At 50.6% G+C, this 25,515-nt stretch carries 20 protein-coding genes; 11 read left to right on the top strand and 9 right to left on the bottom strand.

Going from position 1 to position 25,515, the window contains the following annotated elements; genetic code table 11:
* The first annotated feature begins 37 nt into the window (after positions 1–37).
* On the top strand, positions 38–1,405 hold the full coding sequence (locus HWI92_RS14925) for a Gfo/Idh/MocA family protein (protein WP_204656622.1): 1,368 nt from the start codon (positions 38–40) through the stop codon (positions 1,403–1,405).
* A gap of 160 nt (positions 1,406–1,565) precedes the next feature.
* Positions 1,566–2,141, top strand: coding sequence for a DUF4136 domain-containing protein (locus HWI92_RS14920; RefSeq protein WP_204656620.1), 576 nt, complete (start codon positions 1,566–1,568; stop codon positions 2,139–2,141).
* Between the two features lie 136 nt (positions 2,142–2,277).
* Here HWI92_RS14920 and HWI92_RS14915 read toward each other — a convergent pair whose 3' ends face one another.
* The 4 genes from HWI92_RS14915 to HWI92_RS14900 all read right to left on the bottom strand — a co-directional run bounded on the left by HWI92_RS14915 (position 2,278) and on the right by HWI92_RS14900 (position 9,070).
* Entirely contained in the window at positions 2,278–2,652 is a 375-nt protein-coding gene (locus tag HWI92_RS14915; protein WP_204656618.1) for a helix-turn-helix domain-containing protein, read from the bottom strand.
* Position 2,653: 1 nt separating this feature from the next.
* Positions 2,654–2,950: a type II toxin-antitoxin system HigB family toxin gene (locus HWI92_RS14910; RefSeq protein ID WP_204656615.1), complete on the bottom strand. Its 297-nt coding sequence runs from the start codon at positions 2,948–2,950 to the stop codon at positions 2,654–2,656.
* Between the two features lie 73 nt (positions 2,951–3,023).
* Positions 3,024–7,376, bottom strand: a complete 4,353-nt coding sequence (locus HWI92_RS14905) for an efflux RND transporter permease subunit (RefSeq protein ID WP_204656613.1) — start codon at positions 7,374–7,376, stop codon at positions 3,024–3,026.
* 260 nt (positions 7,377–7,636) lie between these two features.
* Positions 7,637–9,070, bottom strand: coding sequence for a TolC family protein (locus tag HWI92_RS14900; protein ID WP_204656611.1), 1,434 nt, complete (start codon positions 9,068–9,070; stop codon positions 7,637–7,639).
* 169 nt (positions 9,071–9,239) lie between these two features.
* Here HWI92_RS14900 and HWI92_RS14895 point away from each other — a divergent pair, with 169 nt between their 5' ends.
* On the top strand, positions 9,240–9,917 hold the full coding sequence (locus HWI92_RS14895) for a response regulator transcription factor (RefSeq protein ID WP_204656609.1): 678 nt from the start codon (positions 9,240–9,242) through the stop codon (positions 9,915–9,917).
* A complete protein-coding gene (locus HWI92_RS14890; RefSeq protein WP_204656607.1) occupies positions 9,914–11,182 on the top strand; it encodes a sensor histidine kinase in 1,269 nt (422 codons plus the stop codon). The genes HWI92_RS14895 and HWI92_RS14890 overlap by 4 nt, the downstream gene beginning before the upstream one ends.
* Positions 11,183–11,186: 4 nt before the next feature.
* Here the strand turns inward: HWI92_RS14890 and HWI92_RS14885 are convergent, their stop codons facing one another.
* A complete protein-coding gene (locus HWI92_RS14885) occupies positions 11,187–12,644 on the bottom strand; it encodes a thioredoxin domain-containing protein (protein ID WP_204656605.1) in 1,458 nt (485 codons plus the stop codon).
* Positions 12,645–12,770: 126 nt separating this feature from the next.
* On the opposite strand from HWI92_RS14885, the gene HWI92_RS14880 reads away from it, so the two are divergent.
* Complete coding sequence (locus tag HWI92_RS14880; protein ID WP_204656603.1) at positions 12,771–15,743, top strand: FAD-binding and (Fe-S)-binding domain-containing protein; 2,973 nt, start codon at positions 12,771–12,773, stop codon at positions 15,741–15,743.
* Between the two features lies 1 nt (position 15,744).
* On the opposite strand, the gene HWI92_RS25335 is transcribed toward HWI92_RS14880, so the two are convergent.
* Positions 15,745–16,152, bottom strand: coding sequence for a hypothetical protein (locus HWI92_RS25335; RefSeq protein ID WP_229248024.1), 408 nt, complete (start codon positions 16,150–16,152; stop codon positions 15,745–15,747).
* A 61-nt stretch (positions 16,153–16,213) separates the two neighbouring features.
* On the opposite strand from HWI92_RS25335, the gene HWI92_RS14870 reads away from it, so the two are divergent.
* The 6 genes from HWI92_RS14870 (at position 16,214) to HWI92_RS14845 (ending at position 22,446) form a co-directional block, all read left to right on the top strand.
* Complete coding sequence (locus HWI92_RS14870) at positions 16,214–16,954, top strand: hypothetical protein (RefSeq protein ID WP_204656594.1); 741 nt, start codon at positions 16,214–16,216, stop codon at positions 16,952–16,954.
* Positions 16,955–17,096: 142 nt separating this feature from the next.
* Positions 17,097–19,553 carry a bifunctional aspartate kinase/homoserine dehydrogenase I gene (gene thrA, locus HWI92_RS14865; protein WP_204656580.1) on the top strand — a complete coding sequence of 819 codons (2,457 nt, stop codon included), beginning with the start codon at positions 17,097–17,099 and terminating at the stop codon, positions 19,551–19,553.
* A gap of 84 nt (positions 19,554–19,637) precedes the next feature.
* Entirely contained in the window at positions 19,638–20,030 is a 393-nt protein-coding gene (locus HWI92_RS14860; protein WP_204656572.1) for a HEPN domain-containing protein, read from the top strand.
* Positions 20,027–20,962, top strand: coding sequence for a homoserine kinase (locus HWI92_RS14855; protein WP_204656564.1), 936 nt, complete (start codon positions 20,027–20,029; stop codon positions 20,960–20,962). The genes HWI92_RS14860 and HWI92_RS14855 overlap by 4 nt, the downstream gene beginning before the upstream one ends.
* An 83-nt stretch (positions 20,963–21,045) precedes the next feature.
* Complete coding sequence (locus tag HWI92_RS14850) at positions 21,046–21,372, top strand: HesB/IscA family protein (protein WP_204656562.1); 327 nt, start codon at positions 21,046–21,048, stop codon at positions 21,370–21,372.
* A 177-nt stretch (positions 21,373–21,549) separates the two neighbouring features.
* Positions 21,550–22,446: a nucleotidyltransferase family protein gene (locus tag HWI92_RS14845; RefSeq protein WP_204656560.1), complete on the top strand. Its 897-nt coding sequence runs from the start codon at positions 21,550–21,552 to the stop codon at positions 22,444–22,446.
* 682 nt (positions 22,447–23,128) lie between these two features.
* Here HWI92_RS14845 and HWI92_RS14840 read toward each other — a convergent pair.
* From HWI92_RS14840 to modB, 3 genes are all read right to left on the bottom strand, one after another.
* Positions 23,129–23,809 carry an SGNH/GDSL hydrolase family protein gene (locus HWI92_RS14840; protein ID WP_204656558.1) on the bottom strand — a complete coding sequence of 227 codons (681 nt, stop codon included), beginning with the start codon at positions 23,807–23,809 and terminating at the stop codon, positions 23,129–23,131.
* Between the two features lie 66 nt (positions 23,810–23,875).
* Positions 23,876–24,769, bottom strand: coding sequence for a sulfate/molybdate ABC transporter ATP-binding protein (locus tag HWI92_RS14835; RefSeq protein WP_229248022.1), 894 nt, complete (start codon positions 24,767–24,769; stop codon positions 23,876–23,878).
* Entirely contained in the window at positions 24,750–25,424 is a 675-nt protein-coding gene (gene modB / locus HWI92_RS14830; protein WP_204656556.1) for a molybdate ABC transporter permease subunit, read from the bottom strand. Before modB ends, HWI92_RS14835 begins: the two co-directional genes overlap by 20 nt.
* Positions 25,425–25,515: the final 91 nt, after the last annotated feature.

The following is a 25,515-nucleotide window of genomic DNA, read 5'->3' as shown; positions in this document are numbered from 1 at the left end:
AGCACTTTAGATTTTTTCCAAAACAAACATTTCACGCATGAACAGTTTCAATATCAACCGGCGTAACTTTCTTTATGGTGCCACAGCCACCATGGCCTTGTCTGCTTTCGGCGCGCAGGGTATGGACCTGATTTATCCCGATAAAATCTGGAAAGTGGGGCTGATCGGTACAGGCTGGTATGGAAAGAGCGACTTGTTCAGGCTGATACAGGTAGCGCCAGTGGAAGTAGTTGCCTTGTGCGACGTTGACCAGAACCAGCTGAGTGAAGCCGGAAAGCTGGTGAGTCAGCGACAAAAGTCGGGTAAGACTCCCAGGCTCTACGCCGATTACCAGAAAATGCTGTCGGAAAACGAAATGGACATTGTCCTCATCGGTACACCCGACCACTGGCATGCATTGCAGATGATCGATGCCGTAAAGGCCGGCGCGCACGTGTATGTGCAAAAGCCGATCAGTGTGGACGTACTGGAAGGGGAAGCCATGGTGGCCGCCGCCCGCAAATACAAGAAAGTAGTACAGGTAGGAACCCAGCGCAAGAGCACCCCCCACCTCATTGATGCGAAAAAGAACATTGTGGATGCCGGATTACTCGGTAAGATTTCCCACGTGGAAATGTGCTGCTACTTTCACATGCGTAACAACGGAAATCCACCTGTGGAGGCAGTTCCTGCATTTCTCGATTATGAGAAATGGACAGGACCGGCTCCGCTGCGGCCTTACGACGGCTTACCGCATGTACGCTGGTGGCGCACGTTTATGGAGTATGGAAACGGGATTACGGGTGATATGTGTGTCCATATGTTTGATACGGTACGCTGGATGCTGAACCTGGGCTGGCCCAAAAAGATCAGCTCGACCGGCGGTATTTACGTACAAAAAGAAGGTAAATCAAATATCTCCGACACGCAGACAGCCGTTTTTGAATATGACGGGCTCAATTGCGTGTGGCAGCACCGAAGCTGGGGTACGCCCAATAATCCGGATTATCCCTGGTCATTCACCCTGTACGGCGAAAAAGGTACTTTATGGGGCAGTACGATGGCTTACGACTTCATACCGGCAGGAAAGGGCGAGAAAATCCATAAGGATGTTGTTTACGAAAAAGAAAAATATCCGGAGGATCTTAAAGAAGACAAAATTGAGCTGAATGCAGCACCCGCCACCCGCCTGCATATGCTGGATTTTCTGAAAGCAATCGACAACAACAGCCGGCCTGTGGCTGATATAGAGCAGGGGCACATTTCTACCGCAAGCTGCATTCTGGCCAATGTTTCCATGAAGCTGGGCAGGGCAGTGGTATATGATCCGGTGAAGAAAGAGGTTGTCGGTGACCGGGAGGCCAATGCATTACTTGCCCGCTCGTACCGTGCACCTTACAAGCATCCCGATTATAAAAGTGTTTAGAATGGGCTATGTGATGGCACGATAATTTGCCAGTCGCCGGAATTTTGCAGGTGATATACGAATGGCGTTTGTTTACCAGTTAAATAGATGTTTTCGCAGTCGTTTAAACCATTTGCCTGCGTAAACTGTCAGATAACCAGATAACCAAACGTTCAAACAAATGAAAAGGATAGTGAAGATGATAAAAACCACCTGCCTGGTGGTGGCGGCGGGAATGCTTGTGCTGGCTTGCAGCCAGGCTTTGCAGGTAAATTATGATTATGATTCATCGGTAAATCTTAAACAGTTCAAAACCTTCAAAGTAGAGGCTGAACATAAGATCGAAGAAGATCCCTTGCTGGGCAGCGAGCTCAACAGAAGGCGCCTGGGTGATGCGGTAGTGGAAGTAATGGAGTCAAAAGGGTATAAGTTTGACCAGAACAATCCCGAGATTATCGTACGCTTTATGACCGATGTAAAGGAACGTCAGCAAGTACGTTCCAACAACATGTATTCGCCTTATATGTGGTGGTACGGCGGTGGAAACAACATTTCCACCTATAACTACCAGGAGAGCCGGTTTATCCTGAACATCTATCAGAAAACCAGTGACAAGATGGTGTGGCAGGGATGGGCCTCCGGAAAAGTAAAGGCACCGAGCAAAAAGGATGATCGCGAAAGCATGGTAAAAAACACCATTTCCGACATCCTGCGCACTTTTCCGGAAGCTACTGCGGATACGTACAGCAGGAAGTAGCAGGTACAAAAAGCCCGCTGTGTAGTAAAATCAGAAGGCCTCCGGCCGAGAGCAGTTCAAGCTTTCAGTCGGAGGCCTTTTTAGTAAAATATATACAAAGCCAACTTTGCCGACCTTGCCTGCTATTGCATTGCAATCAGGCTGTATTAAGATTTTTCGGTTCTGCAATGAGTACTTCCAAAGGAAATCCCAGGCCCTTATTCAACTTTCTGATCATATCAATGGATAGGCCGCGCTTCCTGTTCAGGACTTTGGAAACATTGCCTTTATTACCCATGTAAGGTACAAGGTCACTCGCAGTAAGCCCCATTTCCTCCATTCTGATCTTGATGTATTCAATGGGATCAGGTTCGTCAATCGGGAAATTCTCTTCTTCATATTTATTGACGAGCAGTGAGAGCACTTCCAGCTCCTTGGCTTCCTGGCTCCCCGGCCGGGCGTCAAATACTTCATCAATGCGTTTGATGGCCTTGTTATAGTCCTGCTCGGTTTCTATCAGCTGTATTTCCATATCATTCAACATTTACCGCATCTATTTTGTCGTATTCAGCATGTGTGCCCAGCCATTTGATCATAAGCCTTTTGTGCTCATAGCTAATCCTCGCAATCAGTCTGTAATGATTTCCTTTTATGTTGAAAATTAATCGGCTATCGCCCACCATGTCTACGGTCCGGAAATCCTTTTTTACCGCATTAAAATCTTTCCAGCTTGCCCTTTTCACTGTTTTAAACCACGCTGTCAGGTAAGTCTTTGCATCAGGATGTACCTCATAGAAATCCCGTATTTTCTTGAAGCTGATCACATTCATGTGTGTAGGTTTTTACAAAAGTAAGAAGGGGTTGTCGAATTGACAACCCCTTTCTGCCAGAACTTTGTACGAACTACAAATTCTGCCCGTTCCGCACTTCTTCCGAAGCCTTCTTCACAATGGCGTCGCCTTCGTGCAGGTTTCCGAATACCTCTACCAGCGTGTCAACCACATTGCCGGTCTTGACTGTCACCCATTCCGCCTTTTTGTTTTTATCCCGGATCACAAAAACCTGCTCGCTGCTGCTTACTACGGCAGTAGTGGGTACAAAGAGCGTTTTGGAGCTGCGCTCCGTATTCAGCCGGACCTGCGCGTACATGCCGGCTTTGAGCTCGTGGCTGCGGTTGTCTACATCAAACTCTGTCATCATCGACCGATTTTCTTCCGAAAGTGTCCGGGAACTTCTTGCGAAAACCGCCTTGTAAATCTTTTCAGGACTGGCTGAAACCGTGAAGTTGATCATGCCTTTCGCAGGTACCGTGCCCGACAGGTTTTCCGGGATGGCCAGCGTAAGGCGCAACTTTGTGTTGTCTTCCAGGATAAACAAAGGCTTTGCACCACTTTCGCCAGGGCCCACCAGTGCTCCCGGACTAATGTTCCGCTCCGTAATAATCCCGTCAAAAGGTGCTGTGACCGTGAGGTACCTGGCCAGTTCCGACTTTGTTTCCATGAATGATTTCGCTGCCTCCACGTTTCCCTGCGCCACGGCCATCGCAGAACTGTCGGCCTGTGCTTTGGCACGGGATACATCAAGCTCATTCAGCGACACAGCGCCTTCAGTATGATTGGTACGTACCATCCTGTTGTAGGTGGAGGTACTTACTTTGTAGCGGGTCGTTGTTTGCTGCAAGGCCGCCTGTGCGGCAATCAGCTGCGCTTTGGCCTGGCTGAGTTCCGACATGACTTCGGGCGCTTCGAGCATTGCCAGTACCTGTCCTTTCCGTACCATGCTGCCACGGTCTACATGCAGGTGTTTTACAAAACCTTTGACCTTGGGGTAAATAAAAACCTTGTTCCATGGCTTCAACTCGCCGGGCAGCGCGACCTCTTTGGCTGGCTGTAAACTTTGCACATAGGCAAGCTCCGTCACAGCGGGAGCATCCGGCTTTGATTCGGCGGTTTCGCGGGCTTCGGAGCTGCACGACATCATGCCTGCGGCTGCTGCAAGCATGATAAAAAGGGATTTGACGGTATTCATGGAGACGGATGTTTGAAATTTTTGACGAAAGAAGTTGCTCTCGGGATCTTCCGGATCCATGGAGAGGGAGTGTATGGAAGCTTTTTTCTGCATCAGCATAAATACTGCAGGCAGGATCAGCAGGGATGCAAGCGTAGAGGCAATCAGTCCGCCGATTACCGCCTGACCGAGCGGTGCAATCTGGTCGCCGCCTTCACCCAGGCCCGAGGCCATCGGCACCATACCCGCAATCATGGCAATACTCGTCATCAGAATCGGGCGGATCCGGCTTCCGGCTGCCATGATTACCGCCTCACGGGCATTATCAAGTTTTAGACGCAGGTTTTCGGCATTGGTCACCATTAAAATTGCATTGGCCACTGATACCCCCACAGACATAATGAGGCCCATATAGGATTGCAGGTTTAGCGTAGCGCCGGTAAGCAGCAGCATGCCGATCGAGCCGAGTACCACCGCCGGAATGGTGGATAGTACCACAAGCGACAGTTTGAAAGACTGATAGGTAGCCGCCAGAAGAAGGAACATAATTACCACTGCAATCAGAAGACCCGCCTGAAGGCTCGTCAATGTCTCGGTCAGGAGGTCGGTTTGTCCTTTGAGTTCCACGAGCACGCCGCGCGGAGGTTCTCCCGCATTTTTGATCGCCTGCTGAACCGACGTACTCGCCGCGCCCAGGTCTTTGTTGAAAATATTGGCAGTGACTGTCACCAACCGGTTCGGACCAGCCCGGTCGTATTCTCCGGGGGCGGTTTTTTGTGAAAAAGTGGCAACATCCGAAAGCAGCGGGTTGCTGGCGCCTGTTTTCAGGGGTATTGTACCAATATCCTGCACGGAGGTCATGCGGTATTCGGGAATCTGCACCTGTACCTGGTAGGCAAGCCCTTTGGCATCGTCCAGCCACAGGTTTTTATCCGTAAACCGGCTTGATGAAGTTGCCGCCACCATGGAGCGTGCGACCTGCGTTGAAGTAATCCCCAGCTGCCCAGCTCTTTCACGGTCAATATCCACTTTCAGGATAGGATATGCGAGTGGCTGCGCGATTTGAACATCACGCAAAAACGCGATTTTCTCCATCTCCTTCTGGATCCTGCGTGCAAAACGACCGGCTTCCTCCACATCCTTGGCCGCCACGCTCACCTCAATGGGCGTGGAAGCACCCTGGCTCATGATTTTGTCCACCAGCTCGATCGGCTCAAACGATATCCGCAGTGAAGGCATTTCCTTCGAGATCCTGGCCCGCAAAGTCTCTTTCAGGCCGTCCATTCTCACGGGATAATCCTCATGCAGGGATACCTGCAATACAGCTTCGTGCGGCCCGCTGTTGAACACGAAAATATTGGAAGTACCATAGCTCGAAGGCACTGTACCCACGTAGGCTGATGATATTTCCACATTTTTTCCGCCTACTTCCCGCCTGATCAGGTCCAGTACTTTAAGGGTTGCCTCTTCTGTACGTTCTACCCTCGTACCATCCGGCACGCGCAGCCGCATCTGGAACTGGTGACTGTTGGCTTTAGGTAAAATGTCGGTACCGATGAGCAGGAACCCGCCCGCAATCAGGGCAACCGCAATAATAAGGTAGGCAGGTACTACCAGCCGCCCACGTGCCATAATGCCCGTTAATGCCCGCACATAGCGTTTTTTGAATTTTTCAAAACTACTGTCAGGCACACTTGGGTGAGCCGACTCTGCAATCACATCCTTTACTTCCTGATTGTCAAGTGCGAGGGTAGGAGCTTCGTGGTGCGGATGGTTTTTGAGCAGCCAGTTGGCGAGTACCGGTACCAGGGTCTGCGAAAGCAAAAAGGAGGCGATCATGGCAAAGCCTACTGCCAGCGAAAGCGGCAGAAACATGGATCTTGGAATGCCGTTCATGACGAACGAAGGTGCAAAAACCGCAAGAATGGCAAGCAGGATCAGGAACTCCGGAAATGCAATTTCCTTGCACGCATCCCAGATCGCCTGCTCCTTGGGCTTACCCATTTCCTGGTGCTGATGAATGTTTTCAATGGTCACCGTGGCCTGGTCTACCAGTACACCGATGGCCAGTGCAAGTCCGCTAAGGGTCATGATGTTGATGGTTTGCCCAAACAAATTCATCAGGATCACAGCCGACAGAATGGAAATCGGAATGGTGACGATCACAATGATCACGCTCCGCCAGTCGCGCAGGAAAAGAAGTACCATTAACCCGGTGAGCAATGCACCCAGGATACCCTCGGTGATCAGACTTTTCAGCGAGTTGGTTACATACACCGACTGATCAAATTCGTAGGAAATTTTTACATCTTCCGGTACCGCATTGCGCAGCTGAGGGAGGGCCGCCCGGATGTTGTTGACCACATCCAGCGTGGAGGCATCCGATTTTTTTACTACCGGAATGTATACAGCCCGTCGCCCGTTTATCAGCGCGTAGCTTACCGTCACGTCGGCCCCGTCTTCTACAACACCCACATCCCGGATAAACACGGTAGGGCCCGCACCTACCCGGATCGGAATGTTCAGGAAGTCTTCTGGTTTGCTGATGAGCGAGTTTACGGGTGTCATCAGCGTTTTGTCACCCATGCGGATGTTACCGGCCGGCGAAGGCTGGTTGTTGGTGACAATGGATTTGATAATTTCTTCGGGCGTAAGATGATAGCTGCGAATGCGCTCAGGATCCACGCGGATCACGATGGTACGCTGGTTACCGCCAAATGGCGGCGGGCTCGACACTCCCTCAATACGGCTGAACATGGGCCGGATGCGGGACGACGCAAAATCCTGGATTTCATTTAGAGAGCGGGACGCGCTTTCAAAAACCATTTGTCCGATCGGTACCGAGCTCGCGTCAAAGCGGACTACCTGGGGCGGTACGGTTCCCTCGGGCATGTAAGCCTTGGCCCGCGATACGTTATTGGCGACTTCGGCGGCGGCCTGGGCCATGTCTGTGCCCGGATAAAAGGATAGTTTGATCAGCGAAAGTCCCTGAATGGTTTTTACATCGACATCACGGATCCCCGACACGTACAGGAAGTGGTCCTGGTAGCGGGTCGCAATAAAACCATCCATCTGGTCCGGCGCCATACCCCCGTAAGGCTGCACAACATAGATCGTCGGCAGGTCGAGGTTCGGAAAAATATCGACAGGAATACTCCGGATCGACAGTACGGAGAAGAACAGGATACCGATCACCACCACCACAATAGAAATGGGTTGCCGGAGTGCAGTTCTGATGAGTTGATACATGAGTATGTTTTATTTTTTGTTTGTTAAATGGGGTTGCTGATTGCGGGTATGATGCTTTTGCTTTTTCTGGATTGTAATGCGGGCGCTGCTCACCTTTGTCACCCTGAGCGAATCGGACCGGCGGGCGAAGGGCAGATGCGGCAGGTAAAGCGTCGTTCCGGCGACCTCCTTGCTTCGACTGCGCTCAGCATGACAAAGGTGAGAGGGCTCCTCGCCTCTGTCACCGTGAGCATACCGGGCCGCCGGGTGCTCGAAGCGAACTACCGCTCCGCCTCGTTCAAAAACATCGAAAGATCACCCGCCGCCGCGGCTTTCATCAGCAGTGAGCGCCAAACGTTTCCGTTGGTGATAAAACGGTCAATTTCTGCCCTGTTGAGTGTATTGACACTTTGCGCCAGTGTAAAGAGATCGGTCATGCCGCTTTGGTAACGTGCCTCCGCCTGCCCGAAAGCCCGCCGGGCAGCGCCGAGCTGCACGGGCGTGAGCCGGGCCTGTTCGAGGCTGAGCTGTAACTGCATGTCAGCTTCACGCGCCTGCCGGTCCAGCTGAAGTTTTTGTGTCTGGTAAATAGCCTTGAAGCGTTCCGCCTGGAACTGCTCGCTTTTATAATCATTGCGGACGCGCACGATGGAAGTCAGGTTCCAGCGGGTGGAAATACCGATGAGGTAGTTATAAACCTGGTAGTTGACGCCGCTGGCAAAGTCGGTACGGAAGCTGTCGTCGCGGTTGGACACGCCCGATCCGCGAGCCCAGCCTGCACCTACAATGGAAACAGATGGCAGGAATGCGCGCCGGATGGCCAGGCTCCTGGCTTGCGAGGCATCAATCTGCGTCTGGGCCAGGCGCAATGCAGGGTTTTTCAAAAAAGAAGTTTCACCCAAAGTAGATGCCGGCAATCTGGAATAAAAATCGAGCGTATCCACCTGAATGCTGTCGCGGAGCTCGCCGGTCAGTTCGGAAAGCCTTAGCCGCTGTGCTTTTTCAGTCCGCTGACTTTCCAGCAGCAGCAGCCGGGCTTTGGCATATTCGGCGGCGGCGAGGGAGCTGTCTACTCCCGGGCGCATGCCTGAGCTTACCGCAGCATCCGTGACACGTTTGAAGACCAAGGCTCTCTGAAGGTTCTGCCGCTGGGCTTCCACCAGTTTCTGATTGATCAGCAGAAGCAGGTAGGCATCTATGGTCCTGACCTGATGCTGAAAGAGCTCATTGTCGAAATCAGCCTGACTGCGGCTTACCTCGGCTTTGGCAGATTTTACATTTGCTTTTATTTTACCAAAATTAAAAACCTTCCAATCGACCATCAGGGTAGTAAAGCTGCCGAAAACACCTGTATAAATGTTGTCAGGCCTGATCCCGCCGGAAGGCGACAGGGCACTTCCTTCATTGGGAAGAAAAGCACCGGCAACACTGTTATTGGTGGAAAAGGTGTACTGATCCTGAACGATCAGGGAGGGCAGGTAATCGGATTTGACGGATCTGACGCGCTGCTCGGCACTGCGTACTTCGGCCTGTTTGGATTTTAGGAAAGGAAAGTTGCGCGTACCTTCATCCAGCACCTGCTGCAGGCTGACGGTCTGGGCACTGCTCTTTAAACAGGGAAAAAAAGCAATCAGCAGGAGCAATAAGCAGAACGTCCTGATACGAAAACGCCGGTAACTGCCGGGCGGATATTTCGGAAGAATTGAACGAAACATAAAATGTCAGATGTGATTTCAATGATGGGATCTGACAGCGAAAGTAGAGGCCAATTCTGGAAACATTTGGGAAAACGATTGTGGAAAGGGCTTGGAGCAGAATTTCTTACCTTCCAGAATGTTTCCAGTTTCTCCTCCTAATTTTGTCCCGCATTCTGAATAGCAAAGCATGAAAATATTAGTAGTGGAAGACGAAAAGGGCCTTGCGGAAAGCATTGTGGACTACCTTTCAAGGGAGGGCTTTGTGTGTGAGGTCGCAAACACGTTCTGGCAGGCAGATGAGAAGATCAGCCTGTACCAGTACGACTGTACCATTGTAGACCTTACCTTGCCTGATGGTGACGGGTTTAACATCATCCAGACCCTGAAAAAGATTGCGGCGGCTACGGGGATAATCATTATTTCAGCACGTAACACATTGGAAGACAAGATCAGGGGCCTGGAAATCGGGTCCGATGATTACATGACCAAGCCTTTCCATTTGTCGGAGCTCAATGCGCGCCTCAAATCGCTCATCCGCCGCAGGAACTTTGGCGGGAATAATGATATGATCTGGAAGGAATTCAGGGTTCAGTTGCAGGCCAGGAAGGTTTTTGTGGGGGAAAAAGAGACAGTGCTCTCGCGGAAGGAATATGACTTACTGCTTTATTTTTTAGCCAATATTGATGTCGTACTGACCAAGGAATCGATTGCCGAGCATCTCTGGGGCGACCATATGGACTCTTCCGATTCGCTGGATATGGTGTATTCACACATCAAAAACCTGCGACGCAAGATCGTGGAAAAAGGAGGAAAAGACTACATACAGTCCATTTACGGAATCGGATACAAATTCACGACACCTTGAAGCTGCTCGAAAAAACCAGCCGTATTTACCTCATTGTTTCGCTGATCACCTACCTGGCAGCGGGCTTCGCTTTTTACTGGCTGATCAAATACATGATCTACGACGAGGTCGAAAGCCGCCTGATGGTCGAAAAACGGGATTTTGAAACCTATGTGCGAAGTCACGATACCTGGTCAAACAACAGTTATTTTGTAGAAAACAAGATTGAGGTTGTGCCGGTATATGGCACTTACAGCAAGCAGGTTACCTTTACGGATACGCTCATTTACGACCGGTACCAGGAGGATATGGATCCATTCCGCCAGCTGACCTTCAATACCATCATCGGCGGAGCACCTTTTAAGGTAGAAATACGTAAGTCGATGATCGAAACCTATAAGCTGATTGAGGCGATTTCGGCGGTAATGGTTACTTTTCTTGCGCTGCTGATGATCATCATGTTCTTTTTTCAGCGTAGTCTTTCGGGTAAATTGTGGCGGCCGTTTTATGATGCATTGTCCCGCATCAAGGATTTTGACTGGACAAAAGATAAGAAGCTGGAACTCGCCCCGAGCGAGATTACGGAGTTCAACGAGCTTCGGGATGTAATGGTCAAAATGGCTTTCAAAATGCAGCACGACTATAAAAGTCTGCGCGAATTCACTGAAAATGCCTCCCACGAAATCCAGACGCCCCTTGCCCTGATCAATGCCAGGGTGGAACAATTTATACAGGCCAAAAACCTGGATCAGGAGCATACCTACTGGATCGAGGAAATTTACCATGCCGCACGCCGTATGTCGCGGCTCCACCAGGGACTGCTGCTGCTTGCCAAAATTGAAAATCAGCAGTTTACGGCTCAGGAGGAGCTCAACCTGTCGGAGCTTGCTCGTAGTAAAGCCGGCGATTTCGAGGATATTTTATCTCACAAACAAATCCGGGTTGAGTTCCGGCACAAGGGTGATTTTCTGAAAACCATGTCGCCCGCGCTGGCTGATATCCTGCTCACCAACCTGATCAGCAATGCCATCAGGCATAACCGGCCAGAAGGCCGGATCGAGATCACAGCTGATGCCGAGTCTCTGCAAATCAGCAATACAGGAGCACCGCTGAAGGTTGATCCTGAGCGATTATTTGAACGTTTCAAAAAAGATTCTGCTGTCGCCGAGTCGCTCGGACTTGGGCTGGCTATCGTCAAGCAGATCTGTGATAATTACGGATTGCAGATCCGGTACGAAAATGCGGGTTCCCTGCATAGTATCCATATTACCCTGCGCGGCAGCTAATCGCCTATTTAGCGGCTTTTTGCAATGCAGCATCGAGCGATCGATTGTTTGGAAATTCCTGCGGAATGTAACGTTCCACAATTTTTCCCGATGCATCCGCTACCAGAAAAGGATAGCGGATATCAATTGCGTATTTTTCCTTCAATGTCTCAATGGTTTCATCAGAAGCCCAGAGATGCTTTCCATTGGGACGGTCTTTGGCGTAGGTTTTCCAGGTAGAAAGCGGAATTCCGGGTGCTACGGATACATACACAAAGCTTACTTTTCCCGCATATTTATCTTCCAGCACTTTCAGCCCTGGCTCATGCTGACCAATGCTGAATGAGAAAATCATGCAGAAAGGTTTGCCTTTGAAGGTACTTACCGCTACTACCGAACTGTCGGGAGCCAGCAGCTTCACATCAGACAACGCTGCGCCGGGCTGCAATGCTTCCTTGGTGGCGAGCAGCTTCGTGAGGTACTCGGTATATGGCGATTGGGGAAAAGTTGTTTTGTAGTCTGCCAGCAGGGTTTTTCCTGTTTCAATGGTTGGAATGGCAGTGATGGCGTAGTTGAGCCAGTAAGTCAGCAGGTACTCTTTCTGGCGGGGGTAGGAGGCCAGCTTTTCCTTGCTTGACGCATATACTTCCTTCAATGCATCCGGGCTGATCTCGTACCGGCTTTGTGCATCCAACGGAAACTTGCGGGTTGCCGGAATCAAAACCCAGTTGCGCAGCTCGTCCCGGTAGGCCTGGCTCAGCAATGCATCGTCGGGGAACAGTTTGAATTCTGCAAGTGTAAAGTCTTCCAGCTCTTTCCGCTGTGCGGCATCCAGCTTCATAACCCGGTTGCGGCGCATGATTTTTTCCTGTATCAGCCTCCTGATCAGCATCGGCTCTGTGGCAGTGGTAGCCAGTACATAGGCTTCAAATGCCGGGTTCGCCGGATTGGCACTTTTGAATTTTTGGTATGCATTAATACGTGTCTGCCGAAGGCTGTCGCTTTGCTGTACTACGCTCTGATTTTCTATTTGTGAGGGTTTGTAACCAAAAACTGGCAGATACTGATAATGGTTTTCAAGAAAGTAGTTTTTCAAAAAAGTCTGGTAACCCGCATTTTTGCCTGAAAAACTCACCTCCATTTGATCTCCGAAGCTGGCCGTCAGGTCATCGCCAGGCTGGACAAACAGCATCCAGGTTTTACCCGCCCCATCTCCATTGTATTGCAGCCGCAGGATAGTAGGTTTTGTCAGCTGCAAAACCACCTTCTCAGACTGGGTTTCTGCGAAGTTTACAGTTCCTGCCGGATCAAGCTTCACATCGGCCAGACCGGCTCCCAGATTGGGATGAAAATGAACATCTTCCTGCACGAGCGTGACCGACGCTTGGCTTTTTGCCGGGGCCGTCAGGGTGATGGTGGCGGTGTTTTGTGCAAATGTTTCCAATGCACTCACAAGCCATAGCAGCAGGATCAATCGTTTCATTTTTGTGTATCTGTAAGTTGGAGAACTGTGTTGGGTTTGTAAAAAGTATGCCAATATACGTTCCCCGCAGCTACCATAACTCTCCCGGTCTTTCTAACTTAGCCTTTCCAATTCTGACTATTCCGGATGAGCCGCATCACCCCGTTACAATTTAATGCCCTGCGTTCACAGTTTGAAGGTGAGCTGTATTTTGATGATTCAACCCTTCATGCCGCCCAGAAGGCGGTTTATGCTACCGACGCTTCTGTGTACCAGGAGATGCCCGCAGCCGTGGCACTGCCCCGCAGCGAAGCGGATCTGCGCAAACTGATCACCTTTGCGCGTGAGCGAAAGGTCACCCTCATTCCCCGAGCGGCCGGCACTTCGCTGGCAGGGCAGGTAGTAGGTAGCGGCATTGTAGTAGATATTTCAAAGCATTTCGGTAAGCTGCTGGAAGTCAATGCGGCAGAAAAGTGGGCGCGGGTGCAGCCTGGCATCATCCGCGATGATCTTAACAAACATCTTGCGCCCTATGGTTTGCTTTTCGGTCCCGAAACATCTACGGCCAACCGGGCAATGATCGGTGGAATGATCGGCAACAATTCCTGCGGGCTGCATTCCATTACCTGGGGTGATACGCGCGGGAACCTGCTGGAAGTAAAAGCATTGCTCTCGGATGGTACCGTGGCGACATTCCGGAATGAGCCGGTCGCTGAGTATATCTCGGGCATGAGCAGCAGCAAAGACAAAGGTCAGCGCGAGCAGGCTGTCCGGGCAGGCATGTTCGGGCTCGTGTCCAACCCGGTAGACCAGGCGTTAATCCGCAAAAAGTTTCCCAAGGCAACGGTCACCCGCCGCAATTCGGGCTACGCGCTGGATGCCCTGGTCGGTAAGTTTGAAGAAGGCAATATCAACCTTTGCCATCTCATAGCCGGTTCGGAAGGCACATTGTGCTTTGTACTGGAAGCAAAGATTGCACTCGTCGATGTACCTCCTGCGGCAGTCGGTGTGGTTTGCGTCCATACCTCGTCCGTGGCTGAGGCGCTGCATGCCAACAGGGTGGCCATGCAGTTCAGGCCCAAAGCTTCCGAGCTCGTAGACAAGTACATCATGGATTTTACCAAAGACCATACCGTATATTCCCACAACCGTTTCTTCATGCAGGGCGACCCGGCTGCCATGCTGATGGTCGAGTTCTGGGGAGAGGAGCAGGCAGTAGTTACCGGGCAGGCTGAGCGACTTACAGCTGCATTGCAGGCTGAAAACCTGGGCTATGCCTACCCGCTGTTGTTCGGGGATGATGCAGCCAAAGCCTGGGACATTCGCAAAGCCGGACTCGGGCTGATCCGGAACCTGCCGGGCGATACCCAGCCTGTAAATCTCATTGAAGACTGTGCGGTAGCCCCGGAAGATCTGCCTGCGTACATTGCCGAGCTTGAACAACTTCTGAGAAAACACGACCTCCATGCTTCCTATTATGCCCATGCGGGAGCGGGTGAGCTGCATGTGGAGCCCATGATCAACCTCAAAACCACCGACGGAAAGGCACTTTTCAGACAGGTACTGGCCGAAACTGCGGCTTTGGTGAGGAAATATGACGGGGCATTGTCCGGGGAGCACGGCGACGGGCGGCTCCGGGGTGAATTTATCCCTTATATGATGGGGGAGGAAGTGTATGAAATGTTCAGGCAGGTCAAACGGATCTGGGACCCGGAAGGTATTTTCAACGCGGGCAAAATTGTGGATACGCCGCCTATGAATGAGTTTTTGCGGTATGAGCAGGACAAGGTACAGCCAGTGATTCCTACCACCTTTGACTTTTCGAAGCAGGAAGGAATGCTCCGGCTGGCTGAGAAATGCAGCGGCTCAGGCGACTGCCGCAAAACCCAGCTGACCGGCGGTACCATGTGCCCGAGCTATATGGCCACAGGCCGTGAGCGTGATACTACCCGCGCCCGTGCCAATATTTTACGCCAATACCTGACCGCGCCATCGGTAAGAAACGAACCCGCACCGACGCAGGAGATGGTCAAAGAAATTCTGGACCTGTGCATTTCCTGCAAAGGCTGCAAGTCGGAGTGCCCTTCGAGCGTGGACATCGGCAAGATGAAGGCGGAGTTTACCCAGCAGTATTACGAAACACACGGTGTACCGGTCCGAAGCCGGCTGATTGCCAATTTTTCAAAACAAATGAAAATGGCTTCCCTTGCACCGTGGGCATTTAATGGGATATTCGGCAATACCGCTTTACGGAAAGTTGCCAACAAAATAGCCGGTTTCCATCCTGAAAGGTCTATGCCTTTTTTGCATTCGGAGACTTTGGAGCAGTGGTGGAAGAGGAGGAGTAGGGAAAAGGGAGGAATGGAGGAAGGGAGTAGGGGGGATAGGAGGAGGGTTTATTTGTTTTGTGACGAGTTTACCAATTATAATGATGTTGAAATTGGTAAAACGGCCGTGCAGCTGCTTGAAAAGCTGGGCTATGAGGTGATCATACCGGAACATACCGAATCGGGACGTTCGTACCTTTCCAAGGGTTTTGTAAAAGAGGCACAGAAGCTGGCGATCAAAAATGTAGAGCTGTTGCAGGATATCATCACACACGATACGCCGCTGATCGGCATTGAGCCAAGTGCTGTTTTGTCTTTCCGGGACGAGTACCTCGACCTGGTACCGCAGCATCTGCAGGCGGGTGCCCGCCGCATTGCAGACCATGCATTGCTTTTTGAGGAGTTTATCGCCCGTGAAATAGATGACAAGCGTATTGACCGCTCTATATTTACACAAAAAAAGCAGCATATCAAGCTGCACGGACATTGTCACCAGAAAGCATTATCAACACTTACCGCTTCGAAAAAAGCATTATCGCTGCCTGTCAACTACCAGGTACAGTTAATCCCCTCGGGCTGCTGCGGTATGGCAGGTTCATTCGGGTATGAGGCCGAGCACTACGATGTTTCCATGCAGATCGGTGAGCTGGTACTGTTTCCTGCGGTCCGGCAGCAGCCCGAAGATGTTATTATCGCAGCTTCGGGGACCAGTTGCCGCCATCAGATTAAAGATGGGACAGGACGTAAATCGAAACATCCTGTCGAGATCTTGTGGGATGCGCTGCTCCGGTAAATTACTCAGTGCCGCGCACGTGCTCCATGGTGGAGTCTGTATGTAGTTCCATAATAGTATCCGATGCACTGGAGTCAGCTACTCCTGCCGCACTTTCAGATGGTGTTTCTGACTGACGGAACCTTTCATCATGGTTGAAAAATCCGCCGAGCCAGGCAACAAGTGAAAGGACAATTCCGACTCCTAGAATCCATTTCCAGACATTGCCTATGTTTTTGGTCGCTCTGGCTTCGTGATCTGTTTCTTCCCTATTCATTTGGTTCAGTGATTTAGTTTCAGAAAAGAGTACTACCATTTTTATACCAAACCCAAAAGCCGGTTCCTGCCGGTGTTCGTATAACATTGTGTTGATAAAATTTCCCCAAATCAAGTACGTGGCCGAAAATGTAATAAACCGGGTAAGATTCATGTTACCTTTGATGAAATGTTGTTCGGCGAAATCTGCTGAGCGCTGTTATTAGGCCAGAATCATGAAACTCACATCCCTACGTTCCATTTCGTTACTTGTACTTTTCTTATTTGCCTGCATTTCCGCAGAGGCACAGAATACCCGCAACTTTTTTTCCGTGACAGGAGGTTACAGCCTGCCGGTAGGCGAAATGGCCCGGGAAAAACTTGATGATCCTTTTGCCGGTATAGCCGGCTCGGGTTACTATGGGCAGGTTAATTATGACTTCCGGATTGCACGCTGGCTGGGTTTGCGGGCATCAGGGAGCATGAACAGGAACAAAACCAACTCGCAGCCGATTGTGGACAAAGCTTCAAAGTATGCCAAAATCCTGGGCGAACAATATAACTGGGAAAGCAGTGTATCGCGGTGGACTTTGGACGCCGTCCTGGTGGGCCCTGCCCTGTATATCAATATGAACCGCGTGCAGCTGGAACTGCATGCGCAGGCGGGCAAAGTCTGGGCCGAAACGCCTGCGGTAAGCCTGGTAGGTAACTCGGAAACCGGCGGCGCACCGATTCATGTCGATTTGCGGCCGGTTTCAACCAGCGCATTTGGTATTGCAGGAGGCATGAGCCTGCGTTTACCGCTTGCAGGCAGCCTGTTTTTTCAGTTGACCGGCGATGTGATCGGGGCTGAGGCGGAGTTGAAAGATGTTGCCATAAAGGCTGTCAGAGGAAGTTATGATCTTTCTGAGCGGATTAATGAGAAGCGCTTTATCGGCGTGGTGAACGTAGGCGCAGGGCTCGGCATCGCATTCTGACATAAATATATCGGGTAAAAGGCCGGGAGAATCGCTCTTCCGGCCTTTTTTGTGACTGCCGGGCGTTTGAATCCTTATATTTGCAACCATTAAAAAAGAAGGACTTAAAATCCTCCCTGTACAGCATTCGAATATAGCTTCAATGAAGGTTCTTAAATTTGGTGGCACCTCAGTCGGAACGGCCGACAGCATCAGGACGGTGATCGGTATTATTGAAAATAACCTCACGTCCGGTGAGCAGATCGCCGTGGTATTTTCAGCCATGGGCGGCGTCACGAACCGCCTGATCGAAATTGGCAAAATGGCCGCTGCCGGCAATACCGAGTACATCGAGTTCCTGAAAGGCGTTGAGGAGCGCCACTTTGCCGTAGTACGCAGCCTCATCCCTGTTAAAAATCAGAGCAGCACATTTGCAGCCGTCAGGGGGCTTTTCAATGAGCTGGAAGATATTCTCCGCGGTGTTTCGTGGATCAAAGAGCTTTCCGAACGTACGCTCGACCTGGTCATGAGCTTTGGAGAGCGGCTGTCGACCCTGGTGATTACGGAAATCCTGAAAAGCCGCAATGTGCATGCCGAGTTCTGTGATGCACGCCAGATCATTCATACCAATGCTACATACGGCATGGGCGACGTCAACTTTGAGATTACCAACCGCCAGATCCTTGAACATTTTGCAAAAACAGCTGCATTGCAATGTGTAACCGGGTTTATCGCCTCCACAGCCGAAGGTATCACCACCACGCTTGGCCGCGGCGGCTCGGATTATACGGCTTCCATCATCGCAGCTGCGCTTGATGCGGAGGTGATCGAAATATGGACGGATGTGGACGGGATGATGACGGCGGATCCGCGCAAGGTGGCCAATGCATTCACGATTCCCTCCATTTCGTATGCAGAAGCTATGGAACTGTCGCATTTTGGCGCAAAGGTGATTTATCCGCCAAGTCTGCAGCCTGCATTTGCCAAAAATATCACACTCAAAGTACTGAATACCTTTAATGTAAACTTTGAGGGAACATTTGTACAAAAAGCGGCAAATGGAAAAGATTACGCCATCACGGGGATTTCGTCCATTGATGAGATCGTGCTGGTCAATATCCAGGGTAGCGGGATGATCGGTGTGGCCGGTATTTCGGGCCGGCTGTTTACGGCTTTGTCCAACAATGCGATCAGTGTCATCCTCATTTCACAGGCATCCTCAGAGCATTCGATCTGTTTTTCCATTGATCCGAAAAATGCTGTAAAAGCCCGCGAAGTGCTTGAAAAAGAGTTTGCCGTGGAGATCGGGCTCGGGCACATTGATCATATTGCCATTGAAAAAAGCCTTTCCATTATCGCGATCGTGGGTGAAGGCATGAAAAAGAGCACCGGGGTTTCGGGCAAGCTGTTTTCTGTTTTGGGTAAAAACGGGATCAACGTGGTGGCTACGGCACAAGGCTCTTCGGAGCTGAACATTTCCGTAGTAATCGCAAAAAGTGACCTTTCCAAAGCGCTCAATGCAATTCACGGCGTCTTTTTCCAGTCGGAAACACGCTCGCTGAACCTTTTTATCGTGGGCGTGGGACTGATTGGCGGTACCCTGCTTGAACAGGTAAGAAACCAGGCCGGATACCTGCGGGAGGAAAAGCTCCTTAACCTGAATATCGCCGGTCTTACCAATACCAAGAAAATGCTGCTGGCACCGGAAGGTATCAAGCCCGAAGGCTGGCGCGACCGGGTCATGGATGAAGGCGTAAAAACCAGTCTCCCGGCATTTGTACAGCGCATTATCGAGCTCAACCTGCCCAACAGTGTTTTCATCGATTGTACTTCGGACAAAGACATTGTACAGTACTACCACGTGCTCCTCGATGCGAGCATTTCGGTGGTGACACCCAATAAAGTGGCCAATTCGGGCTCCTACTCGGAGTATATTTCATTGCAGCGCACGGCTTTGCAGCGGGGTGTCAAATTTTTGTACGAGACGAATGTAGGGGCGGGTCTGCCAATCATCAATACCATCCAGGGACTGATTGCCAGCGGCGACAAGTTCCTTAAAATCGAGGCGATCCTTTCAGGCACGCTATCCTATATTTTCAACAACTTCGGGCCGGGTGTCAGGTTTGCGGACGTTGTGCGCGAAGCCAAGGCCAAAGGATTTACCGAGCCCGACCCGCGCGATGACCTGAGCGGAGCCGACGTCGGCCGGAAAATACTGATCCTTGCCCGGGAAGTAGGCGTCCCCCTGGAACCCGAAGAAATCAGGATTGCGAAAATTTTGCCTGAAAACTGTCTGGCAGCAGCTACTGTGGATGCATTTTTTGCAGAACTGGAGATTTCGGACAGCTATTTTGCCGGAATACAGGCCGAGGCCGAAGCCAGGGGTGAAAAGCTCAGGTACATTGCCACGCTTGAAAACGGCAGGGCCAGTATTGAGCTGAAAACCGTAGGGCCGCAGCATCCTTTTTACACACTTTCAGGCAGCGATAACATTGTGTCCTTTACCACGGAGCGCTACAAAGACCGCCCGCTGGTGATCAAAGGCCCCGGCGCCGGCGCCGAGGTGACAGCATCCGGCGTGTTTGCGGATATTATGAGCATTAGTAGCTATTTGGGGTGATGCCAGTTGCCGCAACATTTCAGTGCATTAATTTAAAATACTCACGTTCCTTGGTCGATTTATCAAATCAATCCATGGACCTCAATGAAAAAAGTCGGAGTACGAGACATCTTAGCAAAGTCACTAAGATTTTTGACGGATGCGCAGAACGCACTGGAAAGGGATCGATATGATTTTGCCATAAACCGGTCATATTATTCGATGTTTCACAGTGTGCAGGCGCTGCTTTTTACAAAAAGTATACAAACCAGAGCGTATGGAAAAGCGCACAATGCTTTTAATAAAAAACTAGTTTTCACTGGTGAAATGAGTGGGGATCTGGGAGCAATTTTGAAGAAAACATTCAAGAAAAGTCAGCAAGCTGATTATAGTTATGCCAAAATGGAAAAGGCAGATGCGATGGAGGCATTTGCAAATGCAGAAATCTTTTTTTGTGCTACCGTTCAATATTTGATAGCCAACAACCATTTACAGTGAATTCAATAAAAGCTTTTGCGCCTGCAACCGTGGCTAATGTAGCCTGCGGCTTCGATATTTTTGGTTTTGCAATTGAAGAGCCCGGGGATGTGGTGGAACTGCGCAGGCGCGACGAGCCGGGCATTGTGATTACCAACATTACTGGTGACGAAGGCCGGCTCCCACGAAATCCGGAGAAAAACTCCGTGACGGGCGTAATGTTGCATTTGCTTAAACATCTGGACATTAAAGACTTCGGTTACGAAGTCATTTTACATAAAAATATGCCCTTGGGCAGCGGAATGGGATCCAGTGCCGCCAGCGCTGTAGCCGGCGTAGTGGCTATGAACGAGCTGCTGGGTAACCCGCTTACGCGCCAGGAACTCCTGCCTTTTGCGATGGAAGGCGAGCGCATTGCATCCGGCTCGGCGCATGCCGATAACGTGGGGCCTTCCTTGCTGGGGGGGTTTGTGGTGATCCGCAGTTACCATCCGCTCGATATTTTCACCATTCCGGTGCCCGACGATCTGTACTGTACGCTGGTACATCCTGATATTGAGATTAATACCAAAGATGCACGCTACATTCTTCGCAATGAGGTTTCGCTCAAAAATACCATTGCGCAGATGGGCAATGTGGCCGGGCTGGTAGCCGGACTGATGAAAGCCGATTACGATCTGATTAGCCGCTCCATGGTGGATGTGATCATTGAGCCCGTACGCTCCATTCTGATTCCCGAGTTCAAGGAAGTGAAGACTGCTGCGATCTCAAACGGTGCATTGGGTTGCAGCATTTCGGGTTCGGGACCATCGATGTTTGCATTAAGCCGGGGCAGGGACAATGCGATCGCCGCCGGACAAGCCATGCAGGCCAGGTTTGCCGAAGCGGGGATTGACTCGGCCCTGCATATCTCAGGCATTAACAAAGGGGGCGCCAAGATATTGGAGCATTAAAAGGCAATGCAATTTGCCCCCAGGCGTGAACTTTCTGGCACCTGCGGGGCGTTTATGAAAAAGTATAAACAAGTAAGAAGATCATGGTAACAGTTAGTGACTCCGCCAAAAATAAAATCGTAGAGCTCCGCCAGGCAGACGGATTTGTAGATGACTTTCAGATCAGGGTAGGGGTTTTGGGAGGTGGTTGTTCCGGGTTGACCTACAACCTTGAATTCAATTCCGATTCCAAGCCTAACGACATGATCTTTGAAGATAAAGGCGTAAAAATTATTGTAGACAGGAAAAGCCTGCTCTACCTCGCCGGTACCACGCTCGACTTCACGGATGGGCTTAATGGTAAAGGTTTTCAGTTTATCAACCCCAATGCAACCCGTACCTGCGGATGCGGTGAGAGCTTTGCGGTGTAGGTTTAGCCGGCATATTTTATTTTAAGAAACGCGTTCCTAAAAAGGGAGCGCGTTTTTTTTATCGTAACAGATGGTTTTACTTTGCCACCGGATAATACAGATTTTTATACCAGAAATTACTTAAATCACCGGAATCCTGCGCATTACTTTACAGGCCAGGATACCCTAACATTTTCCATGAAACCAACGCTTTTAATTTTAGCAGCCGGCATAGGCAGCCGCTACGGCGGTATTAAGCAGCTCGACCAGTTCGGGCCGCATGGTGAAACGATCATCGATTATTCCCTCTACGATGCCATCCGCAGCGGGTTCGGCAAAGTGGTTTTTATTGTCAGAGAAGAAATCAGGGAAAGTGCGGAAGCGATTTTTGCGCCGAAACTGACCGGTAAGATTGATTTTGATTTTGCAATTCAGGGTATTCAGTCCTATGTGCCCGAAGATCTGGGGACGGTTGAGCGTACGAAGCCCTGGGGTACCGGCCATGCCACACTTTGCGCCTGGAAACATACGGAGACGCCTTTTGCGGTGATCAATGCAGACGATTTTTACGGGGCAGATGCCTTTGCAACCATGTCGCAGTTTCTGCAGACCGACCAGAATGATAATCAGCATGCGATGATCGGGTACGAGCTAAAACGTACTTTGTCTGAAAACGGTACGGTTTCGCGCGGCATTTGCGTGGAGCGCGAAGACCATAACCTGGAATCGGTCGTGGAGCGTACCAAGATTTTTGAAGAAAACGGAGTGATCTATTTTGAAGAAGACGGTCAGCGTACACCACTTGCGCCTGAAACACCGGTTTCTATGAACTTCTGGGGTTTCAAGCCATCGATGTTCCCGATCACCGCAGAGTTGTTCAAAACATACGCAAGAGAAAATATCAACACTCCCAAAGCCGAATTCTATATCCCGACCGTGATGACGCACATCATCAAAAGCGGCCTGGGCGACTGCCGCGTATTTCGCAGTTCATCGGATTGGTTTGGAGTGACTTACCCAGAGGATAAGCCAAAAGTGCAGGCGTCACTGAATGCACTGCATGAGAGTGGGGAGTACCCGGGGAAGTTGTGGTAGTTTGATATTATAAATTAAAAGCCTTCTGAATCAATAGATGCAGAAGGCTTTGTCTTTTTACTATTTACAGGAAAATTACCTTTTCAACTTATCAGAGTCTTCCGGTTTAATGCTTACAATTTCGTTAGGTCTATATTTTGAAGCCAAAAGAACACTAACAGTTAATAGAGGTGTGTAGCTCATGCTTGTCGCCATAAACCACTTTTAGCGTTCAACCTTTGTCATGTTTGGATATTTAACCTTTGTCATGCTGAGCGCAGTCGAAGCACGAGGTCGCCATGAAGCACTTTTTAGTGGCCGCATTCGCCCTTCGACCGCCCGGCGGCCCGGTCCGCTTAGGGTGACAAAAACAAAAGTGGTAAGCAATTGATTCTGTTGCCAAAAAGCACTTTTGGCCCTTCAACCTTTGTCATGCTTGGGCAACCAACCTTTGTCGTGCTGAGCGGAGTCGAAGCACTAAGTCGCCGTAACGCCGCTTTACCTGCCGCATCGGCCCTTCGACTCCGCTCAGGGTGACAGAGGAGTGAGTAGGTAACTGCCGCTGTCGCAATAAAGTACTTTTGACCAACCAACCTTTGTCATGCTGAGCGCAGTCGAAGCACGAGGTCGCCGTGACGTACTGTTCACCTGCCGCATCGGCCCTTCGACTCCGCTCAGGGTGACAGAGGTAAGGGTACCACCCCTACTTCTGCTCCAAAGCCTCCAACATCCGTTCCGCCAAAAACTTATTCCCCTCCTCCGTCAAATGCACCCGGTCGCTGGTGAGAATGCCTTTTTCGACATTCTGGGGGTTGTTTTTTAGTAGATAATCCTGAAACTGCTTGCGAAGGTCGAGGAGTTGCAGGTTGTTTTTGGTGGCAATTTCACGGATGAGGTTGCTGTACAGGTTGAGGTCGCCATCCTGCGGATTGGAATTATCGTTGCGCTCGCCGATCACCGTGGGCGTACATACGATTACGCGGATGTTCTGCGCCTTCATTTTCCGGATCAGTGCTTCGTAAAATCTCACGTATTTGTCGGGATCTGTTCCGGTACCATAGGACGATTTGTGCCATACGTCGTTGATTCCCACATAGATGAATACCACGTCAGGCTTTTTAGACAGTACATCGTCTTCAAGCCTGAGGTACAGGTCATACACTTTGTTTCCACCGATTCCGGCACCGGCAAGTTCATAATCGACGTCTTTTCCTTTGGCTTTCAGCATTTCGCCTACTTTGGTGATGTAGCCCGTCGGACTTACGCCCGCCTGGGTGATTGAGTCGCCGAAGAAGATCACCTTCAATGGTTTATCCTGCCGCATCGCAAGGAGAGGAAGTGCGATTACCGCAATCTGAATGCATTTAAGTACAAATCTGGTCATGTTTTTTATCAAATGTTTTCTTTAAAAAGACGATGAAACGGTAAAGCTACCGTCGTATAACAGCGGCTAACTTTCAGGAAAACGCAGGCTTGTCACAATGCCGTCGTGTAAAAGCACAAACTGAGTGCCGGGTACAAGCTTTCCGGCATAGTCCAGCGGCAGCCGCAGGGTTTTTACCTGATGGTCAATCAGGGCCTTTACCAGCAGGGTTTCGGATAATATGGTACATTCCAATACTTTTCCCAGTATTTCCAGTCCCGGCTGCGATTTCACGATACCGGCATATACCTCTGCGGGCGTCCCTGAACTGATTATTTGCCCTTGGTCGAGTACAAGTACCCGGTTGGCAAGCCTGAAAATCTCAGCCAGGTCATGTGTGACGATGATGATCGTAAAGCCATAGCGCGTATGAAACTCCAGCAGCAGATCCTGAATTTGCCGGCGCATCCGCGAATCGAGTGCATTGAAGGGCTCATCAAGCAATAATAGGTCGGGTTTGCGTACCAAAGCCCGCGCCAGCGCCACGCGCTGCTGCTGGCCGCCCGAAAGCTGGTAGGGCCGGCGATCTGCCAGCTGGTCCAGGCCGGTAGCCTCAAGTAGTTCAGTCGTGACGGATGCATCCGCTCCTTTCGGGAGGGCATACCTGAGATTTTCCAGGATTGTCATGTTGGGAAACAGCGCATAGTCCTGAAACACAAAGCCCGCATTTCTTTGCTGAGGAGGCAGATGGATGTGCAATGCCGTATCCACCCATGTTTGTCCCCCGACTTTAATGCGCCCATACTCAGGATTCGCCAGGCCGGCTATTTGTCGCAAAAGTGTTGTTTTACCTGCCCCCGATGGTCCGGTAAGCGCAGTAATGCCTCCCAGCGGAATGTGCAGCAATACCTCCATGGCCGCCACACCGGTGGCAGTTTTCAGCATATGCCGGATTTCTATTTCAAGCTGGTTGTCGGGCACGGAGCAGGCTATGGTTGACGGAGTACACCACCAGCAAAATAGCGAATGTAATCGCAAAAAGTACCATGGCGTATTGATTGGCAGCAGGGTAGTTCAAGGCTTCCACCTCGTTGTAAATCGCAACCGATGCTACTTTGGTAACACCCGGAATATTCCCGCCAATCATCAGTACTACCCCGAATTCGCCCACGGTATGCGCAAAAGTCAGGACGAAGGCGGTCAGGATTGCAGGCTTGCAGTTAGGCAGCAAAACTTTAAAGAATGTCTCTGCTGCACCTTTACCCAGTGTAAATGAAGCCTCCCGCAAAGTAGGAGGCAGGGACTGCAGACCGGCCCGGATCGGATAAACCGTGAATGGCAGGCTGTATAAAACAGAAGCAATTACCAGCCCGGGAAATGAAAATACCAGCCGCAGTCCGAATGTGTGCTCGACCCAGCTTCCAAACCAGTAGGAGGGGCTGAATGCCAGCAAAAGGTAAAACCCGATCACGGAGGGCGGCAGCACCAGCGGCATCCCGATCAATGCTTCTACCACACCTTTTCCGCGGAACCTGCTGTAAGCCAGCCAATAGGCAACCGGCATCGCCAGCACCAGCAGCAGCGCCGACGTGATCGTCGCAAGCCGGAAAGTGAGAAAAAGCGGTTGGGGGTCCATGGGGAGGTAGTTGGTGGTGAGTTAGTGAGTTAGTGAGTGAGTGAGTGAGTGAGTGAGTGAGTGGAGGGATGATTGAATGATTGAATGATTG

This window comes from Dyadobacter sandarakinus (genome assembly GCF_016894445.1).
Classification (GTDB): domain Bacteria; phylum Bacteroidota; class Bacteroidia; order Cytophagales; family Spirosomataceae; genus Dyadobacter; species Dyadobacter sandarakinus.
This window is presented reverse-complemented; position numbering and strand designations above follow the sequence as displayed.